Raw genomic sequence first — 19,471 nt, 5'->3', positions numbered from 1 at the left:
AAGCCATCTTGAAAAAACAAGGTGGCTTTTTTATTTTATAAATAATTCATAAAATACGTTACGAAATCGATTGAAATGGGTATTTTTGCGCAAATTTTAAAAAATACAATCACTTATTTTCATTAAATTTTCAACATGGCAACCACAACTTTATACGAAAAAGAAGTTACTTTTCAAGCCGACAGGCGACGTGCAGGAGTAAAACTGATTAAAATTATCAGCGATTTATGGTATGATAAATCGATAGAAATGGTTTTATTTAGAAATCAATTAATTGATAGAAATGTCAGTGATATTATCAACCTGCATGAATATGCTGCTGAATTTGTAGGCAAACCCATTTCAGTGTTTGATTCGGTTAAAATTGCAAAAGCGATTTTAGAATTGAATCTACCGCCTGCAAAACTGGACATTGGTAAACTGACCTATGAATATGGTTTAGAAGAAGATACATATCCGGATGCCAAGTATTTTGTAATTGATAAACTTAAAAACGCAAAAAACTCAGAGGAAATTCAGCCGAAAGATGTTGTGCTATATGGTTTTGGACGCATTGGTCGTTTATTAGCCAGAGAATTAATGTCTAAAACCGGAAAAGGAAGTCAAATGCGATTGCGCGCTATTGTGACACGCGATAAAAATGATGCTAATTCTCTTGAAAAAAGAGCTTCGTTATTGCGTTACGATTCTATTCATGGTGATTTTCAAGGCTCGGTAACCGCTGATCCTGAAAACAATGCTTTAGTTATCAACGGAACAACTGTTCACGTTATTACGGCAAACGGACCAGAAGAAATTGATTATACCCTTTTTGGAATCGATAATGCATTGGTAATTGACAACACTGGAGCTTTCACCACGCACGAAGCATTAAGCCGCCATTTAGTTTCCAAAGGTGTCGATAAAGTATTGCTTACCGCTCCCGGGAAAGGAGTTCCAAATATTGTTCATGGCGTAAACCATACCGAATACAATCCAGATGAAATCAATATTTTTTCGGCAGCATCATGTACTACAAATGCGATTACACCAATATTGAAAGCTGTTGAAGATACTTTAGGAGTTGTCAAAGGACATTTAGAAACCATCCATGCCTACACAAACGACCAGAATCTTGTGGATAATATGCACAAAAAATACCGTCGTGGTAGAGCAGCAGCCTTAAATATGGTAATTACCGAAACAGGCGCCGGAAGTGCTGTTGCAAAAGCATTGCCTAGCCTTGCCGGAAAATTAACCTCAAATGCAATTCGAGTGCCAGTTCCTAACGGTTCATTGGTAGTTTTGAATCTTGAAGTGTCCAGAGAAACATCGCTGTTAGAAATCAATGCTATCATGAAAAAATATGCATTGGAAGGCGAATTGGTAGAGCAAATAAAATATTCTTTGAATAACGAATTGGTTTCTTCGGATATCGTGGGAACATCGGCTCCCGCCATTTATGACAGTAACGCCACAATCGTTTCTACCGATGGTAAAAATATCGTGTTATACATTTGGTACGATAACGAATACGGTTACAGCCACCAAGTAATCCGATTAGCAAAATACATTGCCAAAGTAAGACGTTTTACGTATTACTAGCCTATAGATTACAGGTTGCGGATTGCGGATTGTAATTTTTAGTTTTTTAGTTTTTAGATTTAGATTGAAGAAAGCAGCAACCCAACCTGAATTCAATAGAAAATCCGTCACGTTATCAAAACGAGACGGATTTTTTTATGTGTTAATTTTTCATTGTTGTACCGAATGGAACACGGATTAAACGGATTTTAAAAAAACCCTGAAAGGAATTAATTTTGAGTATTTTTAAACATATAAGAAATATAAGTTCATTTAAGTTGCACTAATTTAAATTCATAAATAGCATAGTCCATCCGAAAATTCATAATCCATAATTCACAATTCATAACTAAAAAGACTACTCCTTAGCTTTCGTCAAATAATATACTGGTATACCTATCAGCATAATCAAAACTCCCCAACCACTTGTACTCGTTTTAGTATACAACAATGCAATACAAATTGCTGTGGCGATAATTAGGTACAATCCCGGCAAAAATGGATATCCAAAAGCTTTATACGGTCTTTCGGCATTTGGCATTTTCTTGCGCAGAATAAATATTCCCAAGATAGTAAGTATGTAAAATATCAAAACGATGATGACCACAAAATCCAGTAAATCACCATATTTCCCTGTCAGACACAACGCCGAAGCCCAGATACACTGCGCCCAGATAGACCAAGCCGGAACACTGGCATGATTCAATTCAGCGGCTTTCTTGAAGAAAACACCGTCTTGCGCCATTGTATAATACACTCTGGCACCCGCCATAATCAATCCGTTATTGCAGGCAAAAGTCGAAATCATAATCATCACAGCGATAATCAAAGTTCCCACCGAACCAAAAATACTTTGCGAAGCCACAACAGCCACACGATCTGATTCTGCTGTTGCAATTTCATATAAAGGCACCACTGCCAAATACATGATATTTGCCAAAATATAAATCACACTCACTATTAAGGTTCCTAAGAACAAACTCAATCCCACATTGCGTTTTGGATTTTTTATTTCTCCGGCGATAAAAGTTACTCCTTCCCAAGCCACACTGGAAAACATCGAACCTACTAATGCTGCCGAAATTCCAGATATCAAAGCCGTTCCACTGATGGGCAACCAAGAACCTGTTTCTACATTTAGTGATTGTGATGTCCAAGCATTCGTCCAGTTAGCGTCCCAAACTTCTGCTTTGGCAGCCATAAAACCAAAAATAATCAAACCTGCCAACGATAAAATTTTGATAACCGTCAGAACCGTTTGTAAAATCTTAGAGTTTTTCACCCCGCGACTGTTCACATAACTCAACAAAATAATGGTAAAAATAGAAACAATCTGTGCCGCATTGAGTTTGAAATCCCCAATCTCGTATAAAATATTTTTATCACTTAAAGGCGCATACAAGTAGGCGGCAAATTTAGCAAAAGCAACACCCACGGCAGCAATTGTCCCGGTTTGAATCACGGCAAAAAAGCTCCAACCGTATAAAAAACCCACCAGTTTCCCGTAAGCTTCCTTGATGTACACATATTGACCACCCGCTTTAGGAAACATCGCGCTCAACTCGCCATAACTCACGGCGGCAATTACCGTAATGGCGCCCGTAAGCACCCACATAGCAATCAACCAACCGGCAGATCCCAACTGGCGAACCATATCCGAGCTTACAATAAATATCCCGGAACCTATCATAGAACCCACCACAAGCATGGTTCCGTCGAGTAATCCTAATTCTCTTTTAAAATCGTCTGGTTTTTGGTCTTCCATATTTTTTGGTTTTGGGGTTTTGGTTTTAGTTGGCTAAAGATATACTTTTTTTGGAAATTTCATAAATTGAAGGAGAAAAGTGAGAAATTCAAAATAAATAGTAAAGAGACAAGAGCAAAGAGTGAGAATTAACTAACCGATTATTCCTTTGGGCGTGAACCTGCAGCAGCTTTGTCGTTCCTCCTCGCTGCTTTGGGTCGGGCGGTACGCTGTATCTTTATTTCCTTAAAGAAAGAAAATAAAGGATGCCGCTTCCCTCCCTCACGCAAACCACAATAAAAAAGACGTTTATTCTTTTCAAGAAAAATTGTAAGAAAAATTTAATATATTTGAGTAAATATAAAACGAAATAAAGTTTCCCAAGCAACCCACATTTTGGTGCATATACGAAGGTTTATTTCGCCTACATACAAGTTTCAAAAAACGCGGAGAATTTAGCACTAAAAATAAAAAACTATCTACTAAAGATATTCGTAATACTAAATACAAAAAATCACATATAACTAAATGTTACAGAAATTAAAAAACATGGGATATTTATTTTGGTTAACTGTAGTAGCAGCTATAGCTCTAGGAGGACTCACAATTTATCAAGCTTACGATAAAGTACAATCAGATAAGGATGCAATTCAAGAGAGAAAAACGGCTGAACAAGAGCGTAATCGTGCAGATCAAGCTCGACAAGAAACTAAAACAGCTCAAGATAAATCCGAGAAATACTTAAATAATCTTAAAGAAGCAAACAGTAAAATTGAAAATCTAAATCAACAATCGTTAGATAAAGCTGATGAAATAATACAAAAAAATGAAGAGGTAATTAGAGCACAAACAGAAACTATCCGAAGCATTACCGGATTTGGTTTACCAGTTGCTGCAGCAGCCCGTTCTAATGATAAGGATGGTACTTTTTATATTATAAATAAGGGAGACTACAATTTAAAAAATTTATCTGTAACAATATATGATTTCACAGATGGCTTAAAGACACATTTAAAAAATAATGTCATATCAGTCAAATTAATGGACGCTCATATTTTAGCTACGTCATCTATTGTTACTCTTGCTCCATATCAAGTTTTATCAATTCCCCAAATTTTTGATTTTGCACAATTTAAAGCTTTTGAAATTAGGATGTACACGGATCATGGAGAATTTAGAGAATTTTTCATTTCTCAATATGACGAAAAAAGCGGATTAATTAGCCATTATTATTACAAATTATACGAAATTGATCGCCTAACGACAAAATGGAAATTAATGGAACAAAAACCTGAAGATAATAGTAGAGATGGAGTTTTTGAAAAATATTTTATAATGGAGAATTACATGATGTCGACCCAATAAACGTAATATAGCTATTGAAAATAAGACAGTCGCATAACCGCCATTTTCAGCTAGCTGGAATTTAGTGGAATTATCGTTTCGCATCAAGCTCTCGTTAAGCCTAAAATTGAGCGGTTCCGAAGCTCGCAACCTCGCCAAGCGGCGGGACGTTATAAAAAACTCCAAACAAAAATGAAATACGCTGAATTTAATATTGACTCGAATAAAATAGAATTCTGGAACTCTATTTTTGGAATTGAAAGTGTTTTACTGAATGGAAAAAGAATTTCTAAAAAGTTTTCTTTTTCTGGAATTACCCATGAAATAAAACTACACACCAGAGATTTAATATTAGAATCCAAATACAAACAATTCGACAAAAAAGAAATCAAACTTGAATTAAAGGAAAATGGCGTATTGCTCAAGGAACAATTAGTAAAAATAGATAAAAAACAAAGATATTTTTCGTTCCTAGTTGGAATAGTCTTGGGAATTACACTCTATAAACTTACAAATTTACTTTTGGAATATTTATATCAATAAGGTAGGGACAACCTAAACAAAAGTGACATGAAATTGCTTTTAATAAAAAATTCATACTTGAACTAAGACAGCATTTCTACTCGCATTTTTATGTTTCTTTCCCAGAAATAAACTGTACTTTAGTGTCGCTTTCCTGAGAGCATTCTAGCATTAACACCAAAACAGGAAACGTATCATTTAGCACTAAAAATTATGAATACATTAAAATTAGGATGGACTGGCCTTGGCAACATGGGAAATCCAATGGTTATGAACCTACTCAAAGCGGGTTTTGAAGTATCCGTTTTCAATCGCACCAAAGATAAAGAAGCGCCATTACTGGCTGCAGGAGCAAAATCAGCAAGCAGTTTACAAGAACTAATGGAAACCTGTGACGTAGTTTTGACCATGTTATCCAATGACGCAGCTGTCAAAGAAGTTTTTGAAGGACCAACGGGTTTATTGTCTAAAACCAATCCTGGGAAAACCATCATCAATATGAGCACGGTTGCTCCAGAAACCTCGCGTTATCTAAACACCATTTGCAACCAACATCATGTACATTTTATAGACGCTCCCGTTTCTGGAAGTGTAAAGCCGGCACAAGACGGAACTTTGGTCATTCTTGTGGGTGCTTCGAGTGAAGATTACAAATTAGCCAAACCCATATTTGACGTTTTGGGTAAAATTGCGATTCACGTAGGGGAACCTGGCGTGGCGAGTTCGGCTAAATTAGCCATCAATTACTTATTAGGATTGAATCTTCAAGGAATAGCTGAAACGGTTTTATTTGCCGAGAAAAACGGCGTGAGCAAAGAAGATATGCTCAACATCATCAATCAAGGCGCTTGTGGCAACGGCATTACGAATATCAAAACACCTTCGATTCTGAACGATTCTTATCCGGCAGCATTTGCTTTGAAACATCTCGTTAAAGATTTAAGATTAGCCAAAGAAGTCGGGCTCGATTCCCCGTTGATTCATCCTTTGTACGACAGTTATGCTGCAGCAGAACAAGAAGGATTAGGCGATCAAGATGTTATGGCGATTATCAGCAGTTTAAAGAGCAAGTAACACTACGAAAACTGAAATAGCAATGATTTAATTCATTAATAATTGTAAGAAAATTTCAATATATTTGAGAAGCTATAAAGAAATAAGTTGGCTATAATATGAAAAAAACTTTTCTACTTTTAATCTGTTTCAGTTTTAATTGCCTAATTGCTCAACAAGAGATTTCGGATACCAAAAAATTAGCTACAATTGCCAAAATTTATGGTTTTCTAAAATATTATCATCCAGAAGTTGGAAAAGGAAAATACGATTGGGATAACGAATTTATTAAATATCTCCCTCAAGTACTTGAAGCTAACGACAAGGAATCATTATCAAAAATTTACAATAATTGGATTAACAGTTTGGGAAAGATTGAAAAATGTAAAAATTGTGATTCTGACCAACTTCTTTTTGATAAAAATTTCAATCTTTCTTGGACACAAGATTCAGAAATTTTCAATATTGAACTTACCTCAAAATTAAAATATATTGAAGAAAACAGATTTCAAGGAGAAAATTTCTATGTCACTACAGAACCTGTTGGAACTATTAAAGTTACAAATGAACCTGTTTATCAAAATTTTTCATATCCAAGTGAAGAATATAGACTTTTGGGATTATTCAAATATTGGAATATCATAGAATATTTCTATCCATACAAATATCTTACTGACCAAAAATGGGATTCTGTATTAACAGAAATGATTCCAAAATTTAGAAGCGCATTCAATAAAGACGAATATCAGTCTCTCGTTAAAGAACTCATAGCAAAATTAGACGATACACACGCTTGGGTCAGCTTCAATGCTGAGAAAGTCAAATACCTTCCTATCAAAATTTCAAACATTGACAATAAAGCTGTAGTTTCAGGTTTCTACAATGATTCTCTTGCGAAAGTTAATAATTTAAAATTAGGAGATATACTCCTAAAAATTAACGACATAAACATTCCAGAAGAAACAGAAAAAAAATCAAAATACATTTCTGGCTCGAATACAAATATTAAAATCCGACAGACTTATAACGAAATTCTTCTTGGAAAGGATAGTTCTGCAACATTGACTATCGAAAGAAATAATGAGATTGAAAAAATTAAAGTCAATCGGTATAATTTCGACGACTTTAAATATTGGGATAACCCGACAACGATTAAAACCAAATCAATAAACGAAACAATTGGTTACATAAATATGGCAAGTGTAAAAGGTGCTGATGTTTCCAACATATTTAAATCTTTCGAAAATAAAAAAGTCCTAATAATTGACTTAAGGAATTATCCAGCCTTTATTTATAAACTTTTTTCAAAATATTTAAATTCAGAAAAAAGAGATTTCAGCAAAATTTACAGTCCAAATATGGATTATCCGGGAATGTTCCGATATAAAGAGAATTTACAAACAGGTATAAAAAACAGCAAAAACTTTAAAGGAAAAATTATCCTTTTAGTAAATGATGAATCAATAAGTAGATCAGAGTTTACTGCTATGGCGCTTCAAACGGCAGACGATGTAATTACAATTGGAAATCAAACAGCCGGAGCAGATGGAGACGTGGTCATTTTTGAGTACATTGGAGGGTACAAAACAGCAATTTCAGGAAATGGCATTCTGTATCCTGATAAAACCGAAACACAAAGAAAAGGAATTAAAATTGACATCAAAATTAAACCAACAATTGAGGGCTTAAAACAAGGTCGAGATGAAATTTTAGATAAAGCAATTGAATTAGGCTCCGAATAAAACATTATTAATTCCGCCATCCAATCATAAAAATAAAAAAGCTAAATCCATAAAGATTTAGCTTTTCTCATTTAATCGAATCAGAAAATGATATTACTTCGTTTTCATTGGTGGCAAGTCAAATGCAGCTGATTCATGCTCAAAACCATTGCGGTGTGAACCATCACAAAAAGGTTTGTTTACTGATAATCCGCAACGGCAAAGACCCAAAGCGGTTCTTCCTTCTAATCCGTATGTTTTTCCTTCACAGTCTGTTATTTCGAAATCGCCTTCTATTTTTATAGATCCATTGCGATTGATTGTTAGTTTTGTCTTGCTCATAATACTTTTTAATTTTTTAGAGTTCAAAGATTGCAAAATATTTTAGGACCTTTCTTCATTGCTGCGCTTTTTTATGATTCCAAATCGTAATTTACATTAATTCTATTTTATGCTATGCTAAAATCAAAAAACAGCTCAAGCCAACAAAAGGAGAGTAATAGTTATTCCTAAAAAAAAGATTCTAAACAATCACTGCTGATTGTTTAGAATCTTTTTCATTACGCTATTTAATAAAACTTATTGCGGCATTTTTGGTGTTGCAATTCGCCCATTTGGCGAGCTTAATGTTTCTATAAATGCCAAAAGAGCATTGATTTCGGTTCTGTTTAAAGCCAGTTTTTTTAGAATTGGAGACGTTACAGGCAACAAAGAATCACGAGCTGTTCCTAAATACTTGGTTTGAACCGGTGAGGGATTGCCTAAATTATAAAATTCCACAACATCCAATAAACTTGGGAAATGCCCATGGTGCATCCATGGTTTTGTATTTACAACCTCTCTTAATGTTGGCGTTCTAAATTTTCCAAGATCTTTTTTATCATGGGTAACATTGTAACGACCAAAATCCTCATCTTTTGTCCCAAACAATGTTTGTCCATCATTATGAAATTGATTGTCGCTAAAATAAGGCGTATTGTGACAGTTGATACATTGCGCTTTGGTTCTGAACAAATGCAATCCAGTTACTTGTTGATCCGTATATGCATCTGATTTTCCGCTAACAAACTGGTCAAATTTACTTTTCGGACTTTTTATCGTTCTTTCATAGGTGGCAATCGCATATTGTATTCTTTGCAAAGTAACCTTTTCGTCACCAAAAGCATCTGTAAACAATTTACCGTAGCCATTTACAGCAACGATTTTATCAACAGCAATGGTTAATTTTTCATTCATTTCTAAAGGATCGGCAATAGGAAACTGCGCTTGATCTTCTAAACTGGAGGCACGCCCGTCCCAGAATAATGTTTTGGCATACCCGGAATTCAAAATAGTCATGGAATTTCGTTTTCCATTTTGTCTATTATGACCAAAAGAACGTGTTAAATTATCCGTCCAACCCAATTCTGGATTGTGGCAGGAAGCACATGCAATTTGCCCACTCACTGATAATCGGGGATCAAAGAATAATGTTTTACCTAAAAATGCTTTTTCTTTTGAGTATTTATTATACTCTGGATAAGTCATTTCTGGTAGCGGTCCAATATCTTGAAAAGTAGCTTTATCAACGTTCTTGTCCAAAGCAGGTTTTGGCCACTTCGCTGGATTTCCGCTGGAATACATTTGTCTTAAATCTTTTATGTCTATATATTCATTTTGATCATCTTTTTTGTAAGCAGATAAAAAAATCAACAAGGCGACTGGAAGTATGATGTGTTTTATTTTCATTTGTGACTACTATTACTAATTTTATAAACTAATTTCTTTGAGACAACTCTCGCTTATTGGAGTTGGTTTTGGATACACTCTGTTATTAAAAATTCTGTATTGTGAGGAAACAGTTCCGCCAAACAGAGCTGTATTTGTTGCTTTTAATTCGAATGAAATTTCAAATAAACCGGCACTAATTTCCTTGTACGTTCCGCCGCCGGAAATACCAATGCTGTAACTTTTACCATTCGTTCCCGCAATAGTAATATACTGTGGAATTACTAAAACAGCACCTTTTGTTTTACTATTTCCATTTTCAGGGAAAAATTCAAGCGCAGAAGTAATATTAAATCCAGGAGAATTTGCAGCCGAAATACTTTCATTAGAAAACCATCGTTTCAAACCGAAAGAATTTGTTGTATTAGTCCCCGTAGTAACATTAAACCCAATTTTGAAAGCATGATGGTACACATCATCTGTTGTGCTTGGAGTTCCTTTATCACTGTATAAAATGGCGTTTTCTGAACCAGCAGGAACAACCACAGGAAATGTAAATGCATTAAAAGTCTGCCACGCACACACGCCGCTTCTATCAAACCAATTCTCTCCATAAGTCAGGTAAAAAGGATTGGATAAATCATAGAAATTTGCTGCTGTATTTGCCGCAGTATCTCGGATTGATTTAATAGGTTTTACGATTTGAAGAACCGTATTTCCTGTTGTCTTGTACGTATCTGAATTGACTAATGCAATATTAGTTTGATAAAAAACATCATCATTTTTTATATTTTCCAAAAGTTTCAAACGATAGGTTACGCTGTTTCTATTGTCACCAAAATCATCGTGCGTCAATGTATAATTAAATCCATTCAAAAACTCAAACATCTTATTATCATTAATCTCTGAAGGTATAAAACCGTTAGGAAAATCGACTTTAAATACGATTTCTTCACCCACTTCACCCTTTATTTCAATCCTGTTGACTGGAAATGTGTAAGTCGTTTTTACCTCATCAAGATTTACTTCAAAACTATTATTAGGAGCTACAGTATTCAGATTTCCAATAGTAATAGCGGGATCTGAGCTTTCTTCAAGTTTTAAAGTAATCTTTTGCTTCGTGCTCCATCTTTTGTCGAAAGACAAATATATAGTATCCGTAAGTTGATTTCCCATAAATGAGATTTGGTCCAATGGTTTAACGCTGAAACTATTGCTATCTCCAGTTTCTGTTATGCTGTATGTTACAAAAACAGGTTTTTTCAAGGTGGAAGATGATAAAGTTACCGGTATTTTTAATGGTTTCACTGATTTGTTCGTGTAACTGGCCACCGGAACTAAAGCGCTGTTCAATGTGGGATATTCTAAAGGCATATTGTTACTGTTCACCAATACATTGAACCGTACAAATGGATCAACATTGTCTGAATTTAATTTATAGTCATCCTTTGAGCAAGCAGTAAACAAGCTTAGGATTAAAACTGCTATCGATATAATTTTAATAGGATTCATTTTGCTGTAAGTTTGAATTAAGATTAATATTCTTTCTTGGAATTGGCAATACAAATTTTGGAGATGGATAATCCAAAGTACAGTTTAGCGACAAACATCCGTCATTTCTTGAAACCCCTTTATTTCTTCTGGCCAAATCAAAAAAGAAATGTCCTTCAAAACAAAGTTCTTTTCTACGCTCGGTTAGCAACACTTGTTCTAAATTATCCGTGGTTGTCAATAAAGTCGCTTTTGCTCTGCCTCTGATGGTATTGATATCCGCTTTTGTTGTTTCTAAATCTCCAAGTTCTAAAGCTGCTTCGGCACGAATTAAATAGAGTTCACTTAATCTGAATGCCAAATATCCCGGATTATCTTGGAATTTTTTGGTGAAATAATAATTGACATTAATAAATACTCCATTAATCAATGTAGGAAGCGCTTTTTCTAAAAACAATTGCTTTCTAATATCAGTAGATTCATAAAGTCCTAATAAATCTTGAGAAGCCACGTATTTATTATAATTAGTATTTGAAAAATACCCGAAAAAACTTGATAAAGAGCCTCCAACCTCACCGCCACTATCTCTAGGAATAGTAAACTCCAATAAATTTTCTGAAATGGGAAGATCTGTTTGTTCCCATTGTGAGATATAATTTTCAGTTGCCACTAACGAAACCCCGGAATTTAAAATAACATCATTGGCGGTGGTAAATGCATTTTGCCAATCGTTCTTAGACAGATATACTCTTGCCAATAATGCCTTTGTATTTTTACTGTTAAAATACGAATACGATGGCCCAGTTAAAAGTGAATTATTTGAAAAATTATCTAAAGCCGCTTTTATATCCTCAATAATAAAAGAATATGTATTCGTTAAAGTTTCTCTTTTAGGATAGGTTATTCCATCGGTTAAAGTCGTTTTATTGTACACAATTCCTAATTGAGTATCTGGTGATGTACTTCCTACAGCCTGACTGTACACTAAAGTCAATAAATAATGAGAATAGGCTCTTATTGCAAAAGCCTCGGCTTTAATTTGATTTTTTTCAATGTCAGTTGCATCCGATAAAGCATCAACATATTCTAAAATTAAATTTGTTTGATTAATTACATCATAACTTTCGTCATAAAAAGTAGTGAAATCACTATCAAGCGCCTGGTCTTGGAACGAATATACATTTTCAAGATTTATTGGTACAGTAATCTGGCCTCTGCTACTTCCAGATACAGTAGGAGAAAATTTAAGATTCCCACCTTGTAAATCTGCATAAACGGCAAAGCGCTCGCCTCTTACATTAGCTTCAAGTGATTGATAAATGCCATTTAATGCGTTTAAAATTCCTTTTTTAGTGGCTAATTGTTCCGTAATTGACGTTTGGGAACCTGGCTCTTGTTCTAAAAAATCACTGCAACTTTGCAATGAAAAAAGAACGACTAAAATCATTAATAATCTGTGGTTATATGTTATTTTACAGTAGTTCATCGTATCAAAATTTAGTATTAAACCCTAAAGAAATTGTTCTTGCTTGTGGATAGGTAAAGTTAAATTCACGTATTCCATTCATACCAGACGGACTTTTGTCTTTGTACCAATACATCGCATTCGAAACATCAACAAAAACAGATAATGCGTCTAAAAAGGTCTTTTTAATAGGAACATTATAGCTTAAATTAATATTACTGATTTTTAAATAAGTAGCGTCATATAAAAATTTACTTAAATTAGGAATGAGGGTTGTATTGCTGATTACCAAAGGCTGTGAAACTACATCTCCTTGATTTCTCCAATAATCATAAGCATTGACAGAAAGGTTTCTATTAGAGGTAATGTTATATTTTGAGATAAGACTGTTATCTACTAAATAATCTCCACCCAATTGAAACGCGCCTCTTATGGATAAAACAATATTGTTTTTAATTGTAAAACTATTATTAAAACCTCCATAAGCTTTAGGTTGATTATCGCCAATAGGAACCCAATCAGCAGCATCAAATAAACTGCTGTAGGTTGCAGCATCATAAACCTGACCGTCTTTTTCTAAAAGATCTCTACCAGTTGCAGGATCAACACCTACCCACTTTATCCCCCAAATTGTTGATGTACTATACCCAACTTTTTGAGCAAGAGCGATCTCTGCAGTTGAAAATTCACTTCCCAAACCAACAAGCTCCGTAACTTTATTTTTTACCGTCGAAATATTAAAAGATGTCGTCCATTTAAAACTATCGCTTTGCAACCACTTAATTCGGGTTGTAAATTCCAATCCTTTATTATACATACTGGCAGCATTTAATTGGATGGAACTATAACCTGTTTCTGTTGGGATATCTCTAGTTGTTATTAAATTTTTTAAATCATCGTAAAAATATTCTAAAGACAATTCTACCCTACCCAAAAAATTAAAATCGACACCTGCGTTAAATTTTGTATTTTTCTCCCAACTCAGATTCCCGTTTGGTGCTTCAGAGGGATAAGAACCTTGCGCTCCATTATATCCGTTTTGACTCAAGATATAAAGCCCTTTTGAGCGGTACGATCCTATTCTTGAATTGCCTGTAGTTCCATAACTGATTTTAAATTTTAGGAGGTCAATTATACTATTGGATTTCATAAAATCCTCATTACTGGTAATCCAACTCAACCCAGCTCCGCCATTTAAAGCAACATTAGTATCATCTCCAAATACCGAACTTTCATCACGCCTAAAATTCCCTAAAAAGTAATATCTCTTTTTATAATTGTAGTTAAACTGTGAAAAAAAAGACACTCGTGAGCTGTAACTAATATCGTCACCAAAGGTCTGATTTCCGGATGATTCGTCTACTGTAGTCAACGGGTCATCATCTTGTATTGCATCGTTGATACTATTAATGCCATTTGGATTCACAAAACCTCTACCCGATGAATAATTAAAATTAGCTTTATCATTAGACAACTCAAAACCAAGAATTCCATCAATATTATGATCCAAATTCAACGTTTTATTGAATAAAGCTTGTCCTTGCCAGTTCCACTTAGTCGAATTTCTCTCATTCAAAAGACGTCTTCCCCAGTTTGGGTATTGAATTCCTTCTAAAGTAAATGAGCCGTTGTATTGACCACTTTCATTGGCTCCTGAGAAATATCTGTCTTGCGTTTTGTCTTTATAATCTATCCCAAAAAGTGTCGAAAAACTTAAAAATTTATTGAATTCATAAGAAGCATTTAAACTTCCCAAAAGACCATAACTGTCCGTTATATTTTTATTTTGCTCAATAGCTGCCAATGGATTCCCTAAACCCGACACACCTACATTAGCATACGAACCATCCGCATTATATGGAGAAATAGTAGGAACAAAAGCATAACTGTAATAAATATTTGGTGCGTTTTTTTGAATGTAACTAGGATTCAAAGACAGGCTGACATCAAATTTATCTACGCGGTAACCCAGATTTATACCAGCGTTTAATTGTTGCGTTTTATTTCCTTTTTGTGGTTCGTCGATTGTAAGGTAACTCAAACTGCTGCGATAGGACAACTTAGAATTGGCTCCAGAAACATTAAAATTATATTTATTGTAAATTCCCGCAACGTTCAGCAAATCAAACCAATCCGTATTTATACCATTATAAGCAACAGGTGTGTAATTTGTTTGACTGTTTTTTAAGTATTCATTTCTGAAGTCATTGTATTGAGATCCACTTAAATATTTAATTTGATTAATCGCTGAGGAAATCCCAAGCTGATTAGAAAAACCAAATTTCGCTTTTCCCTTTTTCCCTTTTTTAGTAGTAATAAGAATTACACCATTAGCACCATCAGCACCATAAATACTTACTGCAGCAGCATCTTTTAGCACCGTAAAACTTTCGATATTTTCCGGTGATATTTGAGCGAGAGGATTGGATAGATTTTCAGAAAAAGTACCGTTAGCATCAAAAAACTGACTATCAATACCTACTTCTTCACTCATTATCACACCATCAACAATGATTAAAGGCTGTGTAGAAGTCCCTAAATTAGAATTAGTTAAAGAACTTAAGCTTCCTTGACCCCGTATATTAATTTTAACCGGACCACCAATTCCCGAAGTATTTTCTATTAACACCCCAGCAATTTGTCCTCCTACTATTTTATCAATACTTTCGGATGCTTGTTCTACGGCTAAATCTTTGGCGTTCAAAGTAGAAATACTTCCTACTATTTCCTCTTTTAGTTTTTTTGTACCGTAGGATGAAGTAATAACCACTTGATCCAACTCATCTGTAAACTGTTCCATATTGAAAACAAAATCAAATGAATTTCCCACCCGGAAACTTTGTGGTTTCATCCCAAGATAGGATACTTCTAAAACAGTATTTGCTATATCATCTCCTTTTAATAAATAGACAAATTTTCCGTTGCTGTCACTTATAGCTCCAGTCGAGGTGCCTTTTACCAAAATGGTTGCACCAGGAATGGGTAGTTTTTCTTTGTCATCTAAAACAACACCTTTTATAAAACGCTCTTTTTCTTCTAAAGGTTCATTACTCGTAATTTCGAGTAATAATATTTGCTCTTTTTGTATAAAAAAAGAGATTTTCTTGTCTTTGAAAAGTTTTTTCAAAGCATCTTCAAGCTTGACATTTTTTACTGCAACAGTTACTTTTTGATTCACATCAATTTTATTAACATTGTAAATAATCCGAAAATTAGTTTGCTGTTCTATGAATTTTATAACTTGACTTAGTGGTTGTTCTTTAAAATTTAAAGTAATGGTCTTATCTTTTGTTTGGGAAAAAGCATTCATACTCATTAAGACTATCCCACAAGTCATTAAGAGCTTTTGCAAATAGGGGTGTAATGTAAACGTCATGTAATTCAAATTTTGGTTAGTTAGTTGTTAGTTAGTTGTTGTTTAATTGGTTATTCTTATACTGCCTTCTTTTTGGTATATTTAAATGGAGTATCCAGCTTTAACAAGTCTAGAATATCTTCTACTTTAGATTCTTTAATCTTAATTGTTCCTGTAAATTTTTGTGCGACTAGATTGCTGTTTGTGTTTACAATAGTAACATCAAAAGCACGCTCCATTCTTTTACAGATGGAACCAAAAGATGCCTCTTTAAAAACAAGTTCTCCTTGAACCCAAGCCGTAAATAAATCAACATCTACCGTTTCTATGGCAAACTTTTTTGAAGATTCATCCCATGTTCCTATGTGGTTCGGAGATAAAATTTTACTGTTTTTCTGGTTAGCATTCTCTGATAATCGCACGCTGCCTTCTACTAAAACAGTATGTATTTGCTTATCATCAGGATAAGCTGTCAGATTAAACTTTGTCCCAAGAACTTCAATACTGACTTGGTTTGACTCCACAATGAATGGGTGTAATTTATCTTTGGCTACATCAAAAAAAGCTTCTCCGGTTAAATAAACTTTTCTATTATTATTTATACCAAATTGTTGCGGATACTTAAATGTTGTTCCGGCATTCAAATGGACCATAGTACCATCTGAAAGTGTTACTTTGAATGTTTTACCATAAGGAACTTTAAGCGTATTATAAACCACTTCATTATTCGCTACATGACCATGATAAATAATTTCATCGTGACTTTGTTCTGCAATTGGTTTTCCTTTGTCATCTACTACTTTTTTATGTTGGTCTTTAGTAATATATTCTACTGCTCCATTGCTTAATTCCAAAACAATCTCTTTTGATGCATTTCCTAAAGGATTATTCAGCTCTGTTGCTGTTCTTCCTAAACCAATAAACACGAGCACAATTGCTGCATATCGCAAAATTGTGTACAGTTTATTTGTGCCAGTCTTTTGCTTTTTCTTGTAAAAATCTTTTATAGCTAATGATGGGTTTTCATTAGACATTGCTGTAAACGCCCATGCCTTTTTTAAAGCAATAAATTGTTTTTTATTCTCTTCAGAAGTTTCAATCCATCTAAAAACAATAAGAACCTCTTCTTCAGAAGCTTCATTGTCTAAATATTTATAAATCAAGTCAGAAATCATATTAATATTTTTAGTTTGAACAAACGCTTTTTACGAGTAACTTTTAGAAACTGTGACAACTATTCATTTATAGAATAAACGGAACAAATGACTTTGTAATCATTATTATATTCAGAGGTAAAGCTTGAAGCTAATTTTCTTGTAAATAAAAAAACATTTCGTAAGCCATATTCCTATCGTCTAAGTAAGTACACTTAACAATTGAAATACCCTATGTTAAAATTTAATTATTTTTTAACTATTTAGTAAAGTGATAATGATAAAGGAAGGCAAATAGTCTGACAATTGTTCTTTTAAAATCTTTAAAGCCTTTGTCATATGGGCTTCAACCGCTTTTTGGCTCACTCCCATTTCAGTAGCGATTTCTTCATTTTTTTTATTCTCAAAACGTTTTTTTAAGTAAACTTGTTTTGTTTTTTCAGGAAGTTCAGCAATTACTTTATTTATCAAAACTTCTAATTCGGTTAATTCTAGGGAATCAAAATGTATTGAATTCAAGATTTGAGTATCTAATTCTCTCTCTTTTTGATTCAATAATTCATTTTTAAATTTGTCTTTTACTTTATTATGCCTTAAAAGATTTAAGCATATTGATTTTGCATACGTATAGAGAAAAGGTAGAATACCATTTGCAGTTTCAATTTTGTCCTTGTTGATCCATAATTTCAAAAAAACCTCTTGAGTAACATTTTTAGCTTCATCCTTATCGTATAAAAATTGAATGCTGAAGCCCAAAACACGATTATAGTATTTATTGAAAAAAAAATTAAACGCAAAGTCATCTCCCTCTTTAAAGGCTCTGAATTGGTATAATTCATTATGTTTTATTTCTTTCATTAAATAAAATAACACGCTGTTTTGTAAAAAAGCTAAATTAGAAAAATAATTCAACTAATTTATAGTTAACTATTATTTTGAATTTACTGGGAAAACAATTTGAATTCAGTCCAACTGAAAAGCAGATTGTTTCAGAAAAGAGGATGCAAAAAATTCACTCTTATGAATAAACAAAAACAGCATCGTGTCTTTTATCTTTTTGATTTTATAACGCCTCAAAAAAACGTCCATATCAAGCCATCCTTAAGATTAAAGTAATCTTGATAAGCTACAAATATTATTAGCTTCTATATTGTATATTTGCCCGTTAGGCAACACTTAGAGAGGTGCTAATTATTTTATATTCTGTAAAAGAATAAAAACACCTTTTCAATTTTATATTTAAAAATAATTTCAATACCATATAATATTTTAAAAGCATGAGTATCTTAAAAAAAGTAAATGTATTCCGAAGGATTTTAACACGAAGCCTTACTAAAAATATCGGCAGTTCCCAGAAGAATCAACATATAGATTTGACTCAAAAAATTGAAATCAAAAGAGTATTAATTTCCAGACCCAATCATAGATTAGGAAACCTATTGCTAATTACACCGCTGGTACAAGACGTAATAGCCACTTTCCCAGAATGCAAAATTGATTTATTTGTAAAAGGAGGGCTTGCGCCAATTGTTTTTCAAAACTACGAAAACATCAATTATATTATTGAACTTCCAAAAAAGCCCTTTAAAAACCTAATCGCTTATTTTCAAGTTTGGATAAAAATCAAAAGGCAGCGCTATGACATAGTTATAAATGTTGATAAAGGTTCTTCATCTGGACGATTATCGGCTCAGTTTGCAGATGCGAAATATAAGTTTTTTGGCGAAGTTGATGAAAACATTGCATTAAAACATAAAGATTACGAGCACATTGCCAAGTATCCGGTGTATGAATTTAGAAGTTTTTTAACCAAATTAGGATTTCAAGAAAAGGAAAATCCAGTTCCATCATTAGACCTTAAATTAAGTCATACCGAACTTGCCGAAGGCAAAAAAACAATAGACAAAATAGTTCCTAATGACAAAAAAACTATTGCTATTTTCACCTATGCAACAGATGACAAATGCTATTCAGAAACTTGGTGGGAAGAATTTTATGAGCAATTAAAAACAAAATATCAAGATTACAATATTTTAGAGGTTTTACCGGTAGAAAATATTTCACAAATAGGATTTAAAGCACCTACTTTTTATAGTAAAGACATTCGGGAAATTGGTTCAGTCATTGCAAATACAGAAATTTTCATTGGGGCCGACAGTGGAATTATGCATTTAGCCAGCGCTTCACTAACACCTACTGTAGGTTTATTTTCTCGTCTTAATCAAAACAAATATGCACCTTACAACAATAACAGTGTGGCCATAAACACCAATACCAGCACAACCGAGGAATCAATCAAAGTAATCAATAACATTCTTCTTGGTAAGAATTAATTAAAAGTATAAAGCAAAT

The 19,471-nt window shown here is 33.6% G+C and carries 14 protein-coding genes; 6 read left to right on the top strand and 8 right to left on the bottom strand.

Annotated elements, in window-relative coordinates; translation table 11 throughout:
• The first annotated feature begins 135 nt into the window (after nucleotides 1-135).
• Nucleotides 136-1,584 (top strand): glyceraldehyde-3-phosphate dehydrogenase, encoded by a 1,449-nt coding sequence (locus CLV00_RS07750; RefSeq protein ID WP_099714571.1) that lies wholly within the window; start codon nucleotides 136-138, stop codon nucleotides 1,582-1,584.
• A 337-nt stretch (nucleotides 1,585-1,921) separates the two neighbouring features.
• On the opposite strand, the gene CLV00_RS07745 is transcribed toward CLV00_RS07750, so the two are convergent.
• On the bottom strand, nucleotides 1,922-3,328 hold the full coding sequence (locus CLV00_RS07745; protein WP_099714570.1) for an APC family permease: 1,407 nt from the start codon (nucleotides 3,326-3,328) through the stop codon (nucleotides 1,922-1,924).
• A 507-nt stretch (nucleotides 3,329-3,835) separates the two neighbouring features.
• Here CLV00_RS07745 and CLV00_RS07740 point away from each other — a divergent pair.
• The 4 genes from CLV00_RS07740 to CLV00_RS07725 all read left to right on the top strand — a co-directional run bounded on the left by CLV00_RS07740 (nucleotide 3,836) and on the right by CLV00_RS07725 (nucleotide 7,968).
• A complete protein-coding gene (locus CLV00_RS07740; protein ID WP_099714569.1) occupies nucleotides 3,836-4,672 on the top strand; it encodes a hypothetical protein in 837 nt (278 codons plus the stop codon).
• A 171-nt stretch (nucleotides 4,673-4,843) separates the two neighbouring features.
• Nucleotides 4,844-5,194, top strand: coding sequence for a hypothetical protein (locus tag CLV00_RS07735; RefSeq protein ID WP_099714568.1), 351 nt, complete (start codon nucleotides 4,844-4,846; stop codon nucleotides 5,192-5,194).
• A gap of 192 nt (nucleotides 5,195-5,386) precedes the next feature.
• Nucleotides 5,387-6,247 carry an NAD(P)-dependent oxidoreductase gene (locus tag CLV00_RS07730; RefSeq protein WP_099714567.1) on the top strand — a complete coding sequence of 287 codons (861 nt, stop codon included), beginning with the start codon at nucleotides 5,387-5,389 and terminating at the stop codon, nucleotides 6,245-6,247.
• A 98-nt stretch (nucleotides 6,248-6,345) separates the two neighbouring features.
• Entirely contained in the window at nucleotides 6,346-7,968 is a 1,623-nt protein-coding gene (locus CLV00_RS07725; protein WP_099714566.1) for a S41 family peptidase, read from the top strand.
• 93 nt (nucleotides 7,969-8,061) lie between these two features.
• Here the strand turns inward: CLV00_RS07725 and CLV00_RS07720 are convergent, their stop codons facing one another.
• From CLV00_RS07720 to CLV00_RS07690, 7 genes are all read right to left on the bottom strand, one after another.
• Complete coding sequence (locus tag CLV00_RS07720; RefSeq protein ID WP_091164708.1) at nucleotides 8,062-8,289, bottom strand: CDGSH iron-sulfur domain-containing protein; 228 nt, start codon at nucleotides 8,287-8,289, stop codon at nucleotides 8,062-8,064.
• 237 nt (nucleotides 8,290-8,526) lie between these two features.
• Nucleotides 8,527-9,675 carry a cytochrome-c peroxidase gene (locus CLV00_RS07715; protein WP_099714565.1) on the bottom strand — a complete coding sequence of 383 codons (1,149 nt, stop codon included), beginning with the start codon at nucleotides 9,673-9,675 and terminating at the stop codon, nucleotides 8,527-8,529.
• 21 nt (nucleotides 9,676-9,696) lie between these two features.
• Entirely contained in the window at nucleotides 9,697-11,166 is a 1,470-nt protein-coding gene (locus CLV00_RS07710) for a hypothetical protein (protein WP_143394883.1), read from the bottom strand.
• Nucleotides 11,153-12,631 (bottom strand): RagB/SusD family nutrient uptake outer membrane protein, encoded by a 1,479-nt coding sequence (locus tag CLV00_RS07705; protein ID WP_099714563.1) that lies wholly within the window; start codon nucleotides 12,629-12,631, stop codon nucleotides 11,153-11,155. The genes CLV00_RS07710 and CLV00_RS07705 overlap by 14 nt, the downstream gene beginning before the upstream one ends.
• A 4-nt stretch (nucleotides 12,632-12,635) precedes the next feature.
• On the bottom strand, nucleotides 12,636-15,986 hold the full coding sequence (locus CLV00_RS07700; RefSeq protein ID WP_099714562.1) for a SusC/RagA family TonB-linked outer membrane protein: 3,351 nt from the start codon (nucleotides 15,984-15,986) through the stop codon (nucleotides 12,636-12,638).
• Nucleotides 15,987-16,042: 56 nt separating this feature from the next.
• Nucleotides 16,043-17,140, bottom strand: a complete 1,098-nt coding sequence (locus CLV00_RS07695) for a FecR family protein (protein WP_099714561.1) — start codon at nucleotides 17,138-17,140, stop codon at nucleotides 16,043-16,045.
• 234 nt (nucleotides 17,141-17,374) lie between these two features.
• Complete coding sequence (locus CLV00_RS07690) at nucleotides 17,375-17,977, bottom strand: RNA polymerase sigma-70 factor (RefSeq protein ID WP_099714560.1); 603 nt, start codon at nucleotides 17,975-17,977, stop codon at nucleotides 17,375-17,377.
• Between the two features lie 419 nt (nucleotides 17,978-18,396).
• On the opposite strand from CLV00_RS07690, the gene CLV00_RS07685 reads away from it, so the two are divergent.
• Nucleotides 18,397-19,452: a glycosyltransferase family 9 protein gene (locus CLV00_RS07685; RefSeq protein ID WP_099714559.1), complete on the top strand. Its 1,056-nt coding sequence runs from the start codon at nucleotides 18,397-18,399 to the stop codon at nucleotides 19,450-19,452.
• The last annotated feature ends 19 nt before the right edge of the window (nucleotides 19,453-19,471 follow it).

It is taken from the genome of Flavobacterium sp. 11 (genome assembly GCF_002754315.1).
GTDB classification, from domain to species: domain Bacteria; phylum Bacteroidota; class Bacteroidia; order Flavobacteriales; family Flavobacteriaceae; genus Flavobacterium; species Flavobacterium algoritolerans.
Note: the sequence above shows the minus strand (reverse complement) of the source record. Positions and strands in the feature narration are given on the sequence as shown.